At 70.1% G+C, this 16,831-nt stretch carries 22 protein-coding genes; 4 read left to right on the top strand and 18 right to left on the bottom strand.

What is annotated here, in order from left to right; all coding sequences use genetic code 11:
* Positions 1-20: 20 nt before the first annotated feature.
* The 3 genes from ABD235_RS32575 to ABD235_RS32565 form a co-directional block, all read right to left on the bottom strand.
* Positions 21-1,301 carry a toxic anion resistance protein gene (locus tag ABD235_RS32575; protein WP_344181182.1) on the bottom strand — a complete coding sequence of 427 codons (1,281 nt, stop codon included), beginning with the start codon at positions 1,299-1,301 and terminating at the stop codon, positions 21-23.
* 122 nt (positions 1,302-1,423) lie between these two features.
* Positions 1,424-1,891, bottom strand: a complete 468-nt coding sequence (locus tag ABD235_RS32570; RefSeq protein WP_344181180.1) for a dihydrofolate reductase — start codon at positions 1,889-1,891, stop codon at positions 1,424-1,426.
* Positions 1,888-2,679: a thymidylate synthase gene (locus ABD235_RS32565; protein ID WP_344181178.1), complete on the bottom strand. Its 792-nt coding sequence runs from the start codon at positions 2,677-2,679 to the stop codon at positions 1,888-1,890. Before ABD235_RS32565 ends, ABD235_RS32570 begins: the two co-directional genes overlap by 4 nt.
* Before the next feature lie 99 nt (positions 2,680-2,778).
* On the opposite strand from ABD235_RS32565, the gene ABD235_RS32560 reads away from it, so the two are divergent.
* Positions 2,779-3,462, top strand: a complete 684-nt coding sequence (locus tag ABD235_RS32560) for a peptidyl-tRNA hydrolase (RefSeq protein ID WP_344181176.1) — start codon at positions 2,779-2,781, stop codon at positions 3,460-3,462.
* Here ABD235_RS32560 and ABD235_RS32555 read toward each other — a convergent pair.
* The 8 genes from ABD235_RS32555 to ABD235_RS32520 all read right to left on the bottom strand — a co-directional run bounded on the left by ABD235_RS32555 (position 3,459) and on the right by ABD235_RS32520 (position 8,428).
* A complete protein-coding gene (locus tag ABD235_RS32555; protein ID WP_344181175.1) occupies positions 3,459-4,046 on the bottom strand; it encodes a dihydrofolate reductase family protein in 588 nt (195 codons plus the stop codon). The two genes, ABD235_RS32560 and ABD235_RS32555, sit on opposite strands and share 4 nt — an antisense overlap.
* On the bottom strand, positions 4,046-4,651 hold the full coding sequence (locus ABD235_RS32550) for a dihydrofolate reductase family protein (RefSeq protein WP_344181173.1): 606 nt from the start codon (positions 4,649-4,651) through the stop codon (positions 4,046-4,048). Before ABD235_RS32550 ends, ABD235_RS32555 begins: the two co-directional genes overlap by 1 nt.
* Complete coding sequence (locus ABD235_RS32545; protein WP_344181171.1) at positions 4,648-5,127, bottom strand: SRPBCC family protein; 480 nt, start codon at positions 5,125-5,127, stop codon at positions 4,648-4,650. The genes ABD235_RS32550 and ABD235_RS32545 overlap by 4 nt, the downstream gene beginning before the upstream one ends.
* On the bottom strand, positions 5,124-5,462 hold the full coding sequence (locus ABD235_RS32540; RefSeq protein ID WP_344181169.1) for an ArsR/SmtB family transcription factor: 339 nt from the start codon (positions 5,460-5,462) through the stop codon (positions 5,124-5,126). The genes ABD235_RS32545 and ABD235_RS32540 overlap by 4 nt, the downstream gene beginning before the upstream one ends.
* Before the next feature lie 79 nt (positions 5,463-5,541).
* Positions 5,542-7,056 (bottom strand): multicopper oxidase family protein, encoded by a 1,515-nt coding sequence (locus tag ABD235_RS32535; protein WP_344181167.1) that lies wholly within the window; start codon positions 7,054-7,056, stop codon positions 5,542-5,544.
* A complete protein-coding gene (locus tag ABD235_RS32530) occupies positions 7,053-7,460 on the bottom strand; it encodes a hypothetical protein (RefSeq protein WP_344181165.1) in 408 nt (135 codons plus the stop codon). The genes ABD235_RS32535 and ABD235_RS32530 overlap by 4 nt, the downstream gene beginning before the upstream one ends.
* Positions 7,457-7,801 (bottom strand): hypothetical protein, encoded by a 345-nt coding sequence (locus tag ABD235_RS32525; protein ID WP_344181163.1) that lies wholly within the window; start codon positions 7,799-7,801, stop codon positions 7,457-7,459. The genes ABD235_RS32530 and ABD235_RS32525 overlap by 4 nt, the downstream gene beginning before the upstream one ends.
* A gap of 54 nt (positions 7,802-7,855) precedes the next feature.
* On the bottom strand, positions 7,856-8,428 hold the full coding sequence (locus tag ABD235_RS32520; protein WP_344181162.1) for a TetR/AcrR family transcriptional regulator: 573 nt from the start codon (positions 8,426-8,428) through the stop codon (positions 7,856-7,858).
* Positions 8,429-8,531: 103 nt separating this feature from the next.
* Here ABD235_RS32520 and ABD235_RS32515 point away from each other — a divergent pair, with 103 nt between their 5' ends.
* Positions 8,532-9,524 carry an aldo/keto reductase gene (locus ABD235_RS32515; RefSeq protein ID WP_344181160.1) on the top strand — a complete coding sequence of 331 codons (993 nt, stop codon included), beginning with the start codon at positions 8,532-8,534 and terminating at the stop codon, positions 9,522-9,524.
* 6 nt (positions 9,525-9,530) lie between these two features.
* Here ABD235_RS32515 and ABD235_RS32510 read toward each other — a convergent pair whose 3' ends face one another.
* The 3 genes from ABD235_RS32510 to ABD235_RS32500 form a co-directional block, all read right to left on the bottom strand.
* A complete protein-coding gene (locus tag ABD235_RS32510) occupies positions 9,531-9,875 on the bottom strand; it encodes a hypothetical protein (protein WP_344181159.1) in 345 nt (114 codons plus the stop codon).
* Positions 9,876-9,971: 96 nt separating this feature from the next.
* A complete protein-coding gene (locus ABD235_RS32505) occupies positions 9,972-10,175 on the bottom strand; it encodes a hypothetical protein (protein ID WP_344181157.1) in 204 nt (67 codons plus the stop codon).
* A 75-nt stretch (positions 10,176-10,250) separates the two neighbouring features.
* Positions 10,251-11,291, bottom strand: a complete 1,041-nt coding sequence (locus tag ABD235_RS32500; RefSeq protein WP_344181155.1) for a LacI family DNA-binding transcriptional regulator — start codon at positions 11,289-11,291, stop codon at positions 10,251-10,253.
* Positions 11,292-11,402: 111 nt separating this feature from the next.
* Here ABD235_RS32500 and ABD235_RS32495 point away from each other — a divergent pair, with 111 nt between their 5' ends.
* A complete protein-coding gene (locus ABD235_RS32495) occupies positions 11,403-12,116 on the top strand; it encodes a copper homeostasis protein CutC (RefSeq protein ID WP_344181153.1) in 714 nt (237 codons plus the stop codon).
* Positions 12,113-12,379 carry a DUF4031 domain-containing protein gene (locus ABD235_RS32490; RefSeq protein WP_344181152.1) on the top strand — a complete coding sequence of 89 codons (267 nt, stop codon included), beginning with the start codon at positions 12,113-12,115 and terminating at the stop codon, positions 12,377-12,379. The genes ABD235_RS32495 and ABD235_RS32490 overlap by 4 nt, the downstream gene beginning before the upstream one ends.
* 17 nt (positions 12,380-12,396) lie before the next feature.
* Here ABD235_RS32490 and tuf read toward each other — a convergent pair whose 3' ends face one another.
* The 4 genes from tuf to ABD235_RS32470 all read right to left on the bottom strand — a co-directional run bounded on the left by tuf (position 12,397) and on the right by ABD235_RS32470 (position 16,766).
* Positions 12,397-13,584, bottom strand: a complete 1,188-nt coding sequence (gene tuf / locus ABD235_RS32485; RefSeq protein ID WP_344181151.1) for an elongation factor Tu — start codon at positions 13,582-13,584, stop codon at positions 12,397-12,399.
* Between the two features lie 304 nt (positions 13,585-13,888).
* Positions 13,889-14,077, bottom strand: coding sequence for a DNA alkylation repair protein (locus tag ABD235_RS32480; RefSeq protein ID WP_344181358.1), 189 nt, complete (start codon positions 14,075-14,077; stop codon positions 13,889-13,891).
* Positions 14,077-14,385, bottom strand: a complete 309-nt coding sequence (locus ABD235_RS32475; protein ID WP_344181149.1) for a DNA alkylation repair protein — start codon at positions 14,383-14,385, stop codon at positions 14,077-14,079. Before ABD235_RS32475 ends, ABD235_RS32480 begins: the two co-directional genes overlap by 1 nt.
* Positions 14,385-16,766, bottom strand: coding sequence for a hypothetical protein (locus tag ABD235_RS32470; protein ID WP_344181147.1), 2,382 nt, complete (start codon positions 16,764-16,766; stop codon positions 14,385-14,387). The genes ABD235_RS32475 and ABD235_RS32470 overlap by 1 nt, the downstream gene beginning before the upstream one ends.
* Positions 16,767-16,831: the final 65 nt, after the last annotated feature.

The raw sequence follows: 16,831 nt of genomic DNA, 5'->3' as shown, positions 1-16,831 counted from the left end.
CCCCGCTAGTACTGAAAGGCTCAGCGACCGAGGTCGAGGCTGCCCTGGATGACGCGCTGGTCCTGTTGGGCGACCCGGTCCAGGTAGCTGCGGGACTTGGTCACCTCGTTCTCCAGCGTGCCGATGGTGGCGGCCATGCTGTCCAGCGCCTCCACCTTGAAGGTGTCGATCGCGTCCATCGTGGCGTAGATGTTGGCGAACGCGGCCTGCAGCTGCGGCAGCCCGATGGTCGCCGAGGCGGCCTGCTGCTGGATCGCGACCGAGTTGTCCCGCAGCATCTGCGAGGTGCGCTCGATCATGCCGCTGGTGGTCGTGTTCAGCGCGGTGATCTGGTCCAGCACGAGCTTCTGGTTGCCCAGGGCCTGCGCCACGATGACCGCCGTACGGAGTGCCGAGACGGTCGTCGTGGAGGCCCGGTCGACGCCCTTGATCAGCTCGATGTTGTTCTTGATGACGATGTCGATGGCCAGGTAGTTCTGGATCGAGACAGCCAGCTGGACGAGCAGGTCCTGGTGCTTCTGCCGGACGTAGAACAGCACGTCCTCGCGCAGCGCCTTGGCCTTGTCCGGGTCGGTCGTCTCCAGCTCGGCGATGGTCGCCGACAGCCGCGCGTCCAGCCGCTCGGCGACGTACACGTACTGGTTCAGCCGGCCCATCGCGTCCCAGAGCTGCTGCTTCTCCAGGTTCAGCGCGGCGTTGTCCTTCCCGAGCTCGTCCTGGCCGTTGCGCAGCGAGTGCAGGATGCCCTCGAGGTGGCTCTGCGCGCTCTGGTACTTGCGGAAGTAGTCCTCGATCTTGTCGCCGAACGGGATCATCCCGAGCAGCTTCTTCGGCCCGGTGGCTTCCTTCGGGTCCAGGTTCTCGACCGTACGGCGAAGCTCCAGCAGCGTCTTGCCGACCGTCGAGCCCTCGGACAGCCCGCCGCTGGTCAGCGCCTTGACCGGCGACTGGAGCAGCCGGTTCGAGCTCTCGGCGGCGTGCCGGATGTCGGCGTCGCCCATGCTGCGCACGTCGGTCGCCTTGGCGGCGAACTCCGGCGAGCGCGGCGCGGCCGTCATCAGCGAGCTGAGGAAGGTGTCGACCTTCGAGTCCAGCCCCGGCAGCGCGGCCGGGTCGACCGCCGGCGCCATGCTCGGCGCGGCCGTCGCGGCGACCGGCTGTGTCGGCGCCGGTGCGGTGAGTATCAGTCCCGGCGCGGTCGCGGTCGGCGGCTGCAGCGGCGACACGGCCGGCTGAGCCTGCGCGGCGCCCGCTCCCGCTCCTGCTGCCGGTGTCCCCGCGGTGTTGTCGGCTTCGGTCATCGTCGTTCCCCTCCGGTGGCCTGCCACGGGCCCACACCCGCGTCCCCTGTCACACACTCCGTGACGCGCACACAATCTACGCGGTTCCCGGTCCGTTGGCGCCAGACGTAACGCACTCGTTGTCAGGTCAGGGAACGGGCGTAGCTGACGAACGTGAAGCCGTCGCGCGGGTCGCGGGCGGTCTCGGTCCAGGCGGTGGGGTCGATCGCGGGGAAGGTGACGTCGCCCTCGGGGGACTGGTCGACCTCGGTGACCTCCAGGCGGTCGGCGGACGGGAGGGCCAGACGGTAGATCTCGCCGCCGCCGGCGACGTACACGTCGTTGCCGTCAGCAAGCTCGAAGGCGTCGTCCAGGCTGTGGACGACCTCGACACCGTCGGCGGTCCAGTCGGGCTGCCGGGTGATGACGACGGTCCGGCGCCCGGGCAGCGGGCGGCCGATCGAGTCGTAGGTCTTGCGGCCCATCACCAGCGTGTGCCCGAGGGTGAGCTGCTTGAAGTGCTGCAGGTCCTCGCGGATCCGCCAGGGCAGGTCGTTGTCGCGGCCGATCACGCCGTTGCGGCCGACGGCCGCGATCAGGACGACGCTCATACCGCGATCGGCGCCTTGATCCCCGGGTGCGGGTCGTAGCCGGTGAGGACGACGTCGGCGATCTCGTAGGCGTCGATCGAGTCGCGCTCGGCCAGCTCCAGCGTCGGCAGCGGGCGCGGTTCGCGGGTGAGCTGCAGCTTGGCCTGGTCGAGGTGGTTCAGGTAGAGGTGCGCGTCGCCGAGCGTGTGCACGAAGTCGCCGACCTCGAGCCCGGTCTGCTGGGCCACCATGTGGGTCAGCAGCGCGTACGACGCGATGTTGAACGGGACGCCCAGGAAGATGTCGGCCGAGCGCTGGTACAGCTGGCAGGACAGCTTCCCCTCGGCCACGTAGAACTGGAACATCGTGTGGCACGGCGGCAGGGCCATGGTGTCCAGCTCGGACACGTTCCACGCGCTGACCAGGTGACGGCGGGAGTCCGGGTTCTGCTTGATCGCCTCGATCACCGCGCTGATCTGGTCGATGTGCCGGCCGTCCGGGGTCGGCCACGAGCGCCACTGGTAGCCGTAGACCGGGCCGAGCTCGCCGTTCTCGTCGGCCCACTCGTCCCAGATCGAGATGCCGTTCTCCTGCAGCCACTTCACGTTGGTCGAGCCGCTGAGGAACCAGATCAGCTCGCCGACCACCGACTTCAGGTGCAGCTTCTTGGTGGTCACCGCGGGGAACCCGGCGCTCAGGTCGTACCGGGCCTGGTGCCCGAACACGCTCAGCGTGCCGGTGCCGGTGCGGTCGCCCTTCTCGACACCGTGGGTGAGAACGTGGTCGAGGAGCTCCAAGTACTGCCGCATGGTGCCGACCTTACAACCGTCGCCGCGGGCCGGATCGGAGGCGCTCGGGGGCTGGGCCGGGCGTCAGTGGGTCGCTGAGCGCCTGGCAGACTCGCGCGGGTGAGTGCTGTGGAGTACGTGCTGACGCTGGTGCTGCACGTGGAGAAGAACGACCGGCCGGCGCAGACCGACGCGCTGGAGACGGCGGCGCGCGCCGTACTGGCGATCCTGGCCGACGAGCGTTCCGCCGGCGAGGGGGAGTGGGCCGAGGCGATGCACGCCTGGCAGGACGCCCGCATCCGCAAGGTCGTACGACGGGCCAGAGGCATCGAGTGGCGCCGGGCATCGGCCCTGCCGGGGATCACGGTCACCTCCGCCCTGCCCGCTCCCGCCGAAGACGGTCCGCCTCCGGCGGAGGTGCGCGTCTTCCCGCCCGTACCACTGGACGAAGTACCGAAGGATCTGGCGAAGCTGCAGGTCACCGGCACCGACCTGGAGGACGAGGATCTGCCCGAGGCGGCGCCAGGTCTCCCGGTCCTGTGGGTCAATCCGACCCTCGAGATGTCCACCGGCAAGACCATGGCCCAGGTCGGCCACGCCGCCCACCTCACCTGGTGGGCCCTCCCGGACACCGCTCGCAAGGCTTGGATCGCCGACGACTTCCAGCTGGCGGTCCGGACAGCGTCGCCGAGCCAGTGGAAGCAGTTGCTGAAGAGCGGCCTTCCCGTCGTACAGGACGCGGGCTTCACCGAGGTCGAACCGGGCAGTCGGACCGTTGTCGCCGACCACCCTGCCCTGCACTAGCGCCTGACGCGGTAGTGCAGGTGGGTGACCCGATCGCCCTGGACGACCTGCGGATCCTCGAGCAGCACCTGCCCGCCGGTGTAGTCGCCGAAGAACGGCACGCCGGTTCCGAAGACGACCGGGACCATGCTGTACGCGATCTCGTCGACCAGCCCCGCGGCCAGCGCCTGCCCGGTCAGGTTGCCGCCCGTCACCGAGATGTCGCGGTCCCCGGCGAGCTCGCGGGCCTTCGCGATCGCGTCCTCGATCCCGGCGACGAACGTGAACGGCGCGTCCGGGAACGGCCAGTCCGTCGGCGGCGTGTGGGTGACGACGACCACGTGCTCACCGACCGCCGGTACGCCGTTCCAGCCGTTGGTGATGTCGAACAGCCGCCGCCCGATCACGCAGACGCCGACCTTCGGCCAGGTCGCGTCGAGGTAGTCGGCGCTGGCCTGGCTGACCCTGAACGGCCGGCCCGGGTCGGCGCCGTACACCTCCACCGGGCCGTTGCCGTACCAGTCGAACAGCGGTCCGACCTCGTCGTTGGTGTCGGCGACGAACCCGTCCAGCGAGACCACGGCGGAGGCGACGACGTTGCCCATCAGGAGCTCTTCCGTACGGCGTACGTGAGGTGCTGCGCCTGTGGCGTCGACACCGCCGACGTCAGCTCCAGGTCCACCCGCGGACCGGCGCTCGCGGGGTAGAGCCGCGTCCCGTCGCCCAGGACGACGGGCGCGACGTGCAGCAGCAGTACGTCGGCCAGCCCGGCGGCGAGCACCGCGTGGCAGATCTCGCCGCCGCCCATCACCACGACGTCCTTGTCCCCGGCGGCCTTGCGGGCCAGATCGATTGCCTCGGTCAGGTCGGTGACGAAGCTGAACCGGTCACCGAGCCGGGTCGTAGCGGGCGGCTCGTGGGTGACGACGAAGATCGGCGGCCGGCGCTCGCTGTCGCGGGTGGCGCCGTACCCCATCTCCTCGTTCCAGCCGTCGGGAGCGTCGATCACGTCGAACAACCGCCGGCCCTGGACCACCGCGCCGGTGCGTTCGAAGCTCCGGTCGAGTGCTGCCCGGTCCTCGTCGGTGCCCTCGAAGACCCAGCGGTGCAGGGCTTCGCCGTTGTCTCCGAGGCCGTTGCCCGGGCCGGCGTTCGGCCCGGTGACGTAACCGTCCAGGGAGACGGAGATGTCGACGACGACCTGGCTCATCGGCCGGTCTCCTTGGCCAGCAGCGCGGTCAGCTTCTCCATCGCGTCGTTGAGACCGCGTTCCATCCCGCTCGCCACCATGCCGTCGCGGGCCTCGACCGACGGGAACACCGACCAGGTCCGCAGCCGCACGCCGTTCTCGGTCGCGGTGTAGGTCGCCTTCTCCAGGCTGACCTCGCCCGGGAACCCTTCGTACTCGAAGGTCTGGATCACCATCGCGCCGGGCTCGATGGCGTGGAAGACGCCGCGGAAGGCGTACTCGTTGCCGTCGGCGTCACGGTGGACGTAGCGGTAGCGGCCGCCCGGGCGGACGTCGTACTCGACGACCTCCATCTCCAGGTCGTTCGGGCCGAGCCACTGGCTGACCAGGTCCGGGTCGGTGGAGACCTTGAACAGTTGCTCCGGGGTGGCGTCGAAGTCGCGGAGCACCTCGATGAACGGGGTGTTCGCGGGGGCGTTGATGATCGTGTCGCTCACTGGTCCTGCTCCTTCACGGTTTCGAGGACGGCGTCGATCGCGCGGAACCGGCGCTCGGTGGTCAGGCGGTACTGGTCGATCCAGCTGGTCAGCTGCTCGAGGGCGTTCGGGGCGAGGTGGCACGGCCGGCGCTGGCCGTCGCGGGTCCGGGTGATCAGCCCGGCGGCCTCCAGCACGGAGATGTGCCGGGAGATCGCCTGGAGCGTGATCGGGAACGGCTCGGCGAGCTCGTTCACCGTCGCCGGACCGCGCGACAGCCGGGCGATCAGCGCCCGCCGGACCGGGTCGGCCAGGGCCAGGAAGGCCCGGTCGAGTGCTGCTTCGTCGAACGTCATCTTTATCAACCAATGCCTTGATCAACTGATGTGTTGAATATAGGGCGAGGTCTTCGACGACGTCAAGAGCCGGATCGCGCTACACCGTGGCGAAGGCGGCCATCATCGCCATGTCCTCGTGCTCGAGGTTGTGGCAGTGGATCAGGTACTTGCCCTTGTGGGTGGTGAAGCGGACCAGGACGTCGACCACCTCGGCCGGGCGGACGTCGACGGTGTCCTTCCAGCCGGCGTCGTACGGGCCGGGCGGGCCGCCGCCGCGCCGCAGGACCTGGAACGGCGCGAGGTGGACGTGGACGGGGTGGTGCACGTCGGTGACGAACGACCAGAGCTCGTACTGGTCGAGCTTCACCGTCGCCTGCATCACCTCGGGGTCGAAGGGTTTGCCGTTGATCGTCCAGCCCCGGTGCTCGCCGGCCTGGCCGCGACGGAAGCGCCACTTCCGGCGTACGAGACCTGCGGGTTCGGGCAGTGCGGCGTACGACGAGAGCTTGGCCGGAACGTTGCTGTCGTCAACCGCCTTGCGGGCAACGACGAAGCGCATCACCTGGGTGGCCCGGCCCGTGCCGAGCTTGTTCGTCAGCGTGACCTGCGTGCCGACGGTGTACTGCGAGAAGTCCACCACCACGTCGAACCGCTCGGCCGGTGCGACCACCAGCGTCTCGTGCTCGACCGGTGCGCCGAGCAGGCCGCCGTCGCTGCCGATCTGGACGAACCGGGCTGGCCCGTCGAGCGCCAGCTCGTACCGGCGCGCGTTGGCCGCGTTGAGGATGCGGAAGCGGTAGCGGGCGGCGTCGACCTCCAGCACCGGCCAGGGCGCGCCGTTGACCAGCTGGACGTCGCCGATCACGCCCTCCATGTATCGGGACTCCACGCCCGGCCCGTCCTTCAGTGCCGGGTAGCGGAACGACCCGTCCTCGTTGAACGACCGGTCCGCCAGTACCAGCGGGACCTCCCGATCGCCTGCAGGCAAGGGAAGTGCGTCCTCCTCGGCGTCGCGGATCAGGTGCAGGCCGAACAGTCCGCGGTAGACCTGCGGAGCGGTGTAGTCCATCCGGTGGTCGTGGTACCAGAGCGTGGCGGCCCGCTGGGTGTTCGGGAACGTGTAGCTCCGGCTGCCGGTCTTCACGTCGCCGCCTGTCATCCCGTGGTGCCCGGCGTGGTCGTGGTGCTGGCCGTCGGGCATCAGCAGGTCCAGCGGCCAGCCGTCACTGCTGGCCGGGGTGTGGCCGCCGTGCAGGTGTACGACGGTCGGTACGTCGAGCTGGTTGACCTGCTCGACCACGCTGGTCCGCCCGCTCCGTACGTCGAAGGTCGGGCCGGGCAGCAGTCCGTCGTACCCGAGTACCTCGGTCTTGAGGCCCGGCAGGATCTCCAGCGACGCCTTGCGCTGTACGACGCGGTAGTAGTCGGTCTTGGCGTCGCTGCGGACCGGTCGCTTGACCGGCGGGATCGGCAGCGGGACCTGAAACGGCTCCGGCAGCGGTACGGCGCTGGTGAGCAGCTCGGCGGTCTGGCCGGGCGACGGGTCCAGGCCGCAGCCGGCCAGCGTCGCGGCGCCGGCCACGCCGAGAAACCCGCGGCGGGACAACTTCATCGGGCAACCTCCTGGTGGCGGAAGGACCAGATCGTCATGGCGACGACGGTGACGACGATCGCCGTACCGAGTGGCACGTGGACGGCGAAGTTCTGCAGGTAGCCGAACGTCAGCTGGACGAAGTCGGCGAAGAACAGCACGAGCGTGACGACGGCGGGCCAGAGCCGGCCGCCACCGGGTCGCCAGTAGAGGACCGCGGCGACGAACTGCAGCATCGCGACCATCCACAGCGTCGAGCCGATCGGCCCGTGGATGTCCATCGCGTCGGCCTCGCCGGACAGGAAGTAGCCGGCCAGGATCGGCTGGGCGATCACCAGGCCGGCGTGCAGGAGCAGGACGATGCGCAGCAGCCAGAGGGTCACGCGCGGCCTGCGGTGCTTGGTCTTTTGCGGTGTGTGCGTCACGCGGGCACCGCCGTACGGAGGGTTCGAACAGCCAGCGCCACACTGCCTGCGACGACTGCCAGGCCGAGCGGAATGTGCAGCGCCAGCTCGCGGCCGAAGCCGGAGTGGATCATCAGGGCTTCGCCGGCGAGGACGGCGGCGGTGAGCACGAACGGCGCGCTCAGGCGGCTGGTGAACCAGGTGAGGACCAGCTGGACCAGGCACAGCGCGGCGGCGGTCAGGCCGACGGGTCCGTGGATCCGGGCGGCGGCGCCGTCGCCGTTCAGGTAGACGCCGGCGAGCACCGGCTGGGCGCAGACCGCGACGGCGTGCAGCACTGCCACGGCACGAAGGAGCTTCATGCCGTCAGAGTAGTAGCCTGTCTACATGTAGCGCGACCAGTTAAGTCCCTGAGTTCACCCTGGGGTCAGCGCCCGGCGGACGGTCGCGGCCAAGGCATGGCGCCGGCGATCGTGCACGTCGTCGGGGTCGTCCGGGGTCGCGGTGTGGGTGAGGCTCGCGGCGGCCCAGGTCGCGGAGAGTGCGATCAGCAGGGAGTGCACGTCGATCGGGTTCAGGTCGGCGACCACGTGCCCGCCGCGCTGGGCGGCCTCGATGCCGGCGAGCTTCTCGCGGTCGTGGCCCTCCCAGTCGGCGAACAGGTCGCCGGCGGGGGTCCGTTCCAGGCGGGCCCAGGTGGCGAGCCGGGTCAGCTCGGGATTGCTGACGTAGGCGTCGTACAGGCGGACGGCGTAGCCGGGGAGGTCCTCCGGGGTCAGGGGGATGAGGTCGAGGTTCGAGGCGACGTGCTCGGCGAGCACGGTGTCGAACAGGGCCTCCTTGTTGCCGTAGTACGCGTAGAGCTGGGCCTTGTTCGCCTTGGCGTTGGCCGCGATCCGATCGACGCGCGCGCCGGCGATGCCGTGCGCCGCGAACTCGGCGGTCGCGGCGTCCAGAATCCGCCGCCTGGTGGCCTGTCCGTCTCCCATGGTCGCCAGTCTAGCCAAAACAAACCAGTTCGTTTGTTTTTGCCCGGCCGAGCTGTCTACGGTGGTGAAACGAACTGGTTAGTTTCTACTGAGGAGCGGTCACATGCAGCAGCGCACACTCGGCCGGCAGGGACTGAGCGTCTCCGCGCTCGGCCTCGGCACGATGGGCATGACGATGGCGTACGGCGCGGCGGATCCCGACGGAGGTGTGGCCACCATCCGGCGCGCTTTCGAGCTCGGGATCACCTTCTTCGACACCGCCGAGCTGTACGGCGGGGGCACCGGCAGCAACGAGCAGTTGCTCGGCGAGGCGGTGGAGGGGTTCCGGGACGAGGTCGTGCTGGCGACCAAGTTCGGGTTCGACCTGACGAAGGACCCGCGGCTGGGCGAGGCGCTGAACAGCCGGCCGGAGAACATCCGCAAGGTCGCGGAGAACAGCCTGCGGTACCTGCGGACCGATCGGCTGGACGTGTTCTACCAGCACCGCGTCGACCCGGAGGTGCCGATCGAGGAGGTCGCCGGGACGGTCGGCGAGCTGATCCAGGCCGGCAAGGTCCGGTACTTCGGGCTGAGCGAAGCCGGTCCGGAGACGATCCGGCGGGCGCACGCCGTCCAGCCGGTGTCGGTGCTGCAGACGGAGTACTCGGTGTTCGAGCGGATGGTGGAGGACACGGTGCTGCCCGTCGTACGGGAGCTGGGGATCGGGTTCGTGCCGTACTCGCCGCTGGGGCGCGGGTTCCTGACCGGGGACGTGCGGCCGGGCAGTGAGTACCCGGACGACGACATGCGCAGCTTCGACGACCGGTGGCAGGGCAAGAACTACGAGGCGAACCTGGCCGCCGTGCGTGAGCTGGAGGCGCTGGCCGGGAGCAAGGGGATCACGGTGACTCAGCTGGCGCTGGCGTGGTTGCTGGCGCAGGGCGATGACATCGTGCCGATCCCGGGGACCCGAAAGGTGCACCGGGTGGAGGAGAACGCGGCGGCGGCTGGTGTGGAGCTGACGGCGGCCGATCTCGAGCGGATCCGGGAGATCCTCCCGCACGGCTCGTACGGCAGCCGCTACCTGGCCGAGCACATGCCGGAGTGGACCCGCTGACGCTGACTAGGTGAGCTGGCCGAGGCGGGAGACCGAGATGCCGGCGCGTTCGCAGACCCAGTGCGGGTCGGGGCCGAGCTCGGGCTCGATCCGGAGCTCGTGGTCGTTGAGGTCGTCGCAGGCGGTGCAGCGTGGCCAGCGGACGCCGGAGTCGGTGAGTAGATCCTGCACGTCCTGCGCGACCAGACCGGCGATGTGCTCGGCGCCGTCCGGCCACTGGTCGAGCCACCACTGCCGCTCGGCGACCGCGTCCTCGAGCGCGGACACCATCGCGGCGTCGTCGAATCCCCGTGCGGCCAGGTCGTGAAGCACCAGCGCACGAGCGGTCAGCAAGATCCCCGGCTCACTCATCGCCCTTCAGAGTGCCAGACGCCACCGACAAACCCCAGAAGAAGAGCAGTTGGTGGTTGAGAAGACCGGCGGGCGGTTCGTCCGCCGGTCTTCTTCTCAGTTCGCGCAGTGCGGGTCGAGGCGGTTGGCGAGGCGGAGCTCGTGGGCGGCGGCGGTGCGGAGTACGGCGACCGTGCGGGCGCGCAGGTCGAGGCCGCGGCGCGGGCGGCGGGGCTCGTGCGGCTGCTGGGGAGCGTCGGGAAGAGCGGACTGGGACAGCGACCGCGCGTTCTCCACGGCGGTGTTTCCGGCGATGAACATGGTGTGCTCCCTTCGAGAAAGAGCGTGGTGGAGTGTCCGGCGGCCGATCGGCCGTCGGTGGATCAGTGGTGAGGTTCAGTTGCGCGGAGCGGGCCCGCTGCTGGCGCGCACGACCAGTTCGGTCGGCAGCAGGATCTGACGCTCTTCGACCGACGGGTCGAGCAGTACGCGCCCGACCGCCCGGCCCTTGTCCTTGATCGGCTGGCGGATCGTCGTCAGCCCGGCCGTCTCGGCCTGCGGGATGTCGTCGAAGCCGGCCACGGTCAGGTCTCGTCCGGGCACCAGCCCGCGGGCCTTCATCGCTTCGATCGCACCGAGTGCCTGTACGTCGCTCAGCCCGACGATCGCGGTCGGCCGGTCCTGCGAGTCGAGCACCCACTCGGCCCCGATCAGTCCGGAGCTGAACGCGTTGTGCCCGCCGGAGACGAGCCGGATCCGGGCGTCCGGCATCTCCTTCTGCAGGCCGCGGATCCGCAGCTCGCAGTCGGTGTACCCGACCTCGTCCAGCGTCATCTCGACCGCCCGGCTGCCGGCCGCCTCGGCGTTGTCGACCAGTACGACGATGTCGCGGTGCCCGAGCCGGGCCAGGTGCTTGCCCAGCTTGGCCGCGGCCTCGACCTCGTCGATCGCGACCCACGACAGGTCCGGGTGGTCACCCCGATCCGTCGACACCATCGCGACGCCGCGCGTCCGCAGGATGTCCAGCGCCGGGTGCCCACCGGCGACGCAGAAGATCGCCGCCGCGTCGATCGCCGCCTGCTGTACGGCGTTCGTCCCGCCCTGGATGTCCGAAGAACTCAGCGGCATCAGCAGCAGACTGGTCGCGAACTCCTCGGCGACCTCGGCGAGCCCAGCCAGGAAGCCCACGGCGTACGGGTCCGAGAACGCGTAGGCGAGCTTGTCGGTGAACAGCACCCCGACCGCCCCCGCCTTCCCGCTCCGCAGCGCCCGCGCCGAAGCGTCCGGCCCGGCGTACCCCAGCTCCTGCGCCGTGCTGAGGATCCGCTCCCGCAACGCGGCCGACAGCTGGTCCGGCTTGTTGTAGGCGTTGGAAACCGTCGACGGCGACACCCCGACAGCCTGCGCGACGGTCTTGAGCGTGACTCCCGGCGACATCTCCCACACCTCTCTGCATCGTTCTACTAGATCGTTCTAGAAAAACGATACAGAAGCCCCCGGAGGACTGCAACGACAAATTTCTGCCAGCCGTCCGCGATGATGGACCCCATGGGGTCGTTGCTCGAGGTGATCGCGTTGCATCCGGCGGATGCGGAGGCGGCTCAGGAGGGTGGGGCGGACCGGCTGGAGTTGTGCGCTTCGATGGAGGCCGACGGGTTGAGTCCGTCGGTGTCGACGGTGAGCGCGATTCGGCGGGTGACCGATCTGCCGTTGCGGGTGATGTTGCGGCTGACCGACTCGTTCGCGGTGAACGGGGCGGAGCTGAACCGGCTGACCGCGATGGCGCAGTCCTACCTGGGGGCCGGGGCGGACGGGTTCGTGCTGGGGTTCCTGACGGCGGACAACGAGGTGGACGCCGAGTCGACGGCCGCGCTGGTCGGGACGTTCGCCGGTACGCCGTGGACGTTCCACCGGGCGATCGACAACGTGCTGGAGCAGCGGCCTGCCTGGCGGGCGCTGCGGACGTTGCCGGGGCTCGACACGGTGCTGACGGCCGGGTCCGCGCTCGGCGTACGGCATGGGCTGGATGACCTGACCGCGTTGGCCAAGGCCGATCCGTCGGTCGCCACGGTGATGATGGCGGGCGGCTCGTTGCAGCCCGAGCACGTGCCGTGGCTGTACCAGGCCGGTGTGCGCAAGTTCCACGTCGGGTCGTCGGTGCGTCAGGACGGCTCGTGGACCAAGGCGTACGTGAACTCGCGCTTCGTGAAGGCGTGGCGCAACCTGCTCGACGCCCAGGACGCCAAGGAGACGACCGCGTGATCCTGATCGACCCACCGGTCTGGCCGGGCTGGGACCGGGTCTGGTCGCACCTGGTCAGCGACGAGTCGTACGACGAGCTGCACGCGTTCGCCCGCAAGGTCGGCATCCCCGCCCGCGGGTTCGACCGCGACCACTACGACGTACCGTCCGACCGGTACGACGACATGGTGGCCGCCGGCGCGACCCCGGTCGCGAGCCGCGTGCTGGTGCGCCGCCTGATCGAGTCGGGCCTCCGGCACAGAAAAGGTGCCCCGGGCAACTAGCCCGGGGCACCTCCCCTTCAATCGAGCAGCTCGGTCACCGTGCCGGCGGCGACGGTGTGGCCGCCTTCGCGGACGGCGAAGCCGAGGCCGACGTTCAGCGCGACCGGCTTGGCCAGCTCGACACCCAGCTCGATCGTGTCACCGGGCATCACCAGGGCGATCTCGCCCAGGTCGATGCCACCGTCCACGTCGGTGGTCCGGATGTAGAACTGCGGCCGGTACTCCGCGCCGAACGGGCTGTGCCGGCCGCCCTCGGCGGTCGACAGCGCGTGCAGCGTCGCCCGGAACTTCCGGTGCGGCGTCACACTGCCCGGCCACGCGACGACCTGCCCGCGACGGACCTCGTCGCGCTTCACGCCACGCAGCAGGATCGCCGCGTTGTCGCCCGCCTCCGCGGACTCCAGCGACTTGCCGAACGTCTCCATGCCGATCGCCGTACTGACGACCGTCGGACCGAGCCCGACCACCTCGACGGCCTCGCCGACCTTCAGCGCGCCGCGCTCGACGGCGCCGGTGACGACGGTGCCACGACCGCTGATGGTGAGCACGTTCTCGATCGGCATCAGGAACGGCTCGCCCAGCTCACGGTCCGGCGTCGGCACGTAGCTGTCGACGGCGTCCAGCAGCTCGCCCACCGAAGCGGTCCACTGCGGGTCGCCTTCCAGCGCACGCAGCCCGGAGACGCGGACCACCGGCACCTCGTCGCCCGGGAAGCCGTACTCCGACAGCAGCTCCCGCACCTCCAGCTCGACCAGGTCGAGCAGCTCGGGGTCGTCGACGGCGTCCGCCTTGTTCAGCGCGACCACCAGGTACGGAACCCCGACGCGTTGCGCGAGCAGCACGTGCTCACGGGTCTGCGGCATGGCGCCGTCCTGCGCCGACACGACCAGGATCGCGGCGTCCACCTGGGCGGCACCGGTGATCATGTTCTTCACGTAGTCGGCGTGGCCCGGCATGTCCACGTGCGCGTAGTGCCGGGTGGCGGTCTCGTACTCGACGTGCGAGATGTTGATGGTGATCCCGCGCTGGACCTCCTCCGGCGCCCGGTCGATCCCGTCGAAGGCGACGAACGAGTTCAGGCTCGGGTCGCGCTCGGCGAGCACCTTGGTGATCGCGGCGGTCAGCGTGGTCTTGCCATGGTCGACGTGACCCATGGTTCCGATGTTCAGGTGCGGCTTGGTCCGCACGAACTGGCTCTTGGCCATGATGTGTGTTTCCCCTTGCTGGTCAGAAGATTCGACGAGAGCCAGGACCCCCGGCCACGACGTCACCGCACAGCAGGAACTGCTGCGAGGGAGGGGGCCGGTTGCCGTGCCACCCTCCTCCGCGGGTCCTGCTTCAGCAGGAGGAGGGTCGGCTTCGCGCGCCGGTGAACAGATCTGAATCCGCTGACGCACAAGTCCACGCGGCAGCGCCCGTCAGGCCCAGGGCCGACAGGTACGCAGCAGAATCCGCGCGGAACATGGTCATCACGATAGGTATCAACCATGCCGGGGGCAAAGGAATTCCCTAGCCCAGGTAGGCCTTGCGGACGGCCGGATCGAGCTTCTCGACGGCGTACCGCAACGCGGGCCGGGCGAGCGCCGAGGCGTGCTGGTCGAGGAAGCCGCGCAGGGCGTCCTCGTCCTGCAGACCCGCGTACTTCAAGGCGATCCCGACCGGTTTGGCGACCACCGGATCGGTGTCGCCGGCAAGAATCAGGGCCGGTCGTGCCGCCGCAGGTACAGCTCGTACGCCGCCGCGCGCTCGTCGGCCGGCAGCTTGGCGTTGCGGGCCTTGAAGTCGAGCACGCAGAACGCGGCCATCCGCGGCTCGTACGGCGTGAAGTCGAGCAGCCGGTCAACCTCGGCCAGCGGCAGGGCGGTGAAGCCCTTTGCGACCTCGAACAGCGTGCCCATCCGGACCCCGAGCACGCCGCCGTCGCCGTGATAATGACGTTGCGGGTACGCCGCCGGGTCCGCGTGCGACCGGAGGGCCTCCACGACGGCAGCGGCGGTGAACTCCATCAGTTCATGGCGAAGAGGCGGACGCCGTCGCTGAAGATCGGGCGACCGCCCGCGACGGCGACGGCGGGCTTGTCGCAGGTGACCTTGTCGCGTTCGGAGGTCTTGGCCGCGTCCGGGCTGGCGATGATCGGCCGGGGCTGGACGCCCGTCGTACCGACCATGACCGGGGAGCAGACGCCGTTCTGCTGCGGCATCAGTGTGACGACGCGGCCGTCCGGCAGCAGGCCGAAGCCGTCGCGGGGGAACGACGGGTGCTGCAGCTTCGGCGGGATCTCCAGCAGGTGGTGCCACTGCGGCGTACCGTCCGCAGGGCTCGCTGCTGACACATCGTACGTCTGCGGCTCACCGGGCTCGGTGCTGTTCCTGCAGGTCACCAGGACGATTGTCGTGTGGGTAGCGGCGAGCTGCGCGTCGCAGGACGCCGTACCGAGCCGTGGCCTCGGCGTACCGGGCACTGGCGTGGTCCACAGCATCCGGCCCTCGCCGACGTCGACCGACCACTGGTGCAGCGTGCCGCCGGCGTCGCTGGTCCAGACCAGGCCGGAGACCTCGCGGGTGTCCGGTACGGCGACCAGGTCGCCGATCCAGGTGGAGGGATCCAGCTCCGCGCTCAGCTCGAACTGGATGCCCAGGTCGACGTCCCACTTCAGCTCGCCGTTGGTCAGGTCGAGGCCGCGGACCTCCGCGCCGTTGCCGCCGCAGGCGTCGACCACGACGGCCTGGTCGGCCAGCAGCACGCCTTGCGTCACCGCGCACTGCAGCCGGGTCCGCCAGTGGGTCGGGTTGCTCACGCCGTGCGCCACGACGTACTTGCCCTCGGCGACGAGCAGCTGGTTCCTGTCGACGGCCAGCGCGGTGCCGTCGGTGTGGACCTCGGTGAGGACGTCGCCGGTGTCGGCGTCCAGTACGGCGTACGTCGGCAGGTCGATCCCGCTCGGTGCGCGATTGCTGCCGTGGGGGAGGTGGGCGGCGATCGTCCGGCCGTCGCTGGAGACCAGGAGCCCGCGGGAGCCGTTCGAGGCGGCGTCGACGACGTCGGCCCGGGAGTAGCGCCAGCGGATCTGCCCAGTGGTCGCGTCGGACATCACCACGCCGTCAGGACGCAGCTCGGCGACCCCACCGACGGTCCCGGCGATCGCACCGGTGGCCGGGACCTCCCGGCTCCAGGCGAGCTCACCGTCCAGCTGCACCGGCAGCACGCCGGCCGGCATGGTCGCGGTGGTGCTCACCGTGTTCGCCGTCTCCAGCCGGGCCTGCACGAACGGCTCACCGGCGGACACCATGATCCAGGCGAGCACACCGGCGCAGACGACGGTCACGCCGAGGCCCAGTGCTCGCGGCGGAGCCACGGCGTACGGCGGAGCCAGGCGCAGGCGCCGGGCCAGGGCCAGCAGGGCTCCGGCGATCAGCAGGGCGACCGAGCCGAGCATGAGGTACGGCCAGCGCTCGCTCATGGCGGCGCCGGGTGAGGTGGCCGGCCAGCGCCACCAGCAGACCCCGATGGCGATCACGCCGACCGCGCAGAAGGCGATCGCCGGGATGGTGATCAGCTTCGGCTGGGCGCGCCGGAACCAGGCGCAGGTCAGTCCGGCCGCGACCGCCGTACCGGCGATCGGGGCCCAGACCGGGAAGCCGGTGGACTCGTCCGGGGCGGCCGGCCAGCGGGCGGCGGCGCCGAGACCACGGCCGAGCAGGACCGAGGCGGCGATCACCACCCCGAGCGCGGCGCCCAGGTAGATCATCGGGATCAGGCCGGAGATCGGCCGGGCCGCCTTCGGGGCCCAGCGGGTCAGCTCGCGGTCGAGGTTCGCGTGGGCGGCCTTCTCCCAGTGCTCGCGGCCGTGGCTGGTCGCGTAGAGCGGGGTCTCGGCCAGGTTCTGCAGGAAGGTCATCCGCCCGCGGGCGAAGTCCCGGTCGGGGATGTGCTCGTACTCGGCCCGGATGCCGACCGCGTACTCGTCGTACCGCTCGGCGTCCAGGCTGAGGATCCGCAGGTCGGCGTCGCAGAGCACCGCGCCGTTGGCGTCGTCGGGCTCGCAGTCGTGCCGGGCGGTCAGCCGGATCAGCCGGCCGATCTCGGCGACCTTGTCCGCGTCCACGCCGTACGCCGCCAGCTCGAGCTCGGCCAGCTGCGCCGAGACCTCTTCGTTCTCGCCGGGCTCGGCCTGCGGGTCGTAGATCGCGTCGTGGAACCAGGCGGCCAGCCGGACCGTGTCGGCGTCGTCGGCCACCGCGGCCAGCTCGTCGATGGTGGTGAGCATCTCGGACAGGTGCCGCTGGTCGTGATAGTGACGATGCGACTCTGCGTAACGAGCCAGCAGGTCCTCGCCCAGCGGCTGCGCGTGCGGCAGCAGGCGATTCCACTGGTCGCGCAGGTCCATGGTTATGGAGTCTGACACTCCGGAGTACCCCGGACCGACCGATCCGGGGTCCACGGTTAGGGTCG

The sequence above is a fragment of the Kribbella lupini genome (assembly GCF_039529595.1).
GTDB classification, from domain to species: Bacteria; Actinomycetota; Actinomycetes; order Propionibacteriales; family Kribbellaceae; genus Kribbella; species Kribbella lupini.
Note: the sequence above shows the minus strand (reverse complement) of the source record. Positions and strands in the feature narration are given on the sequence as shown.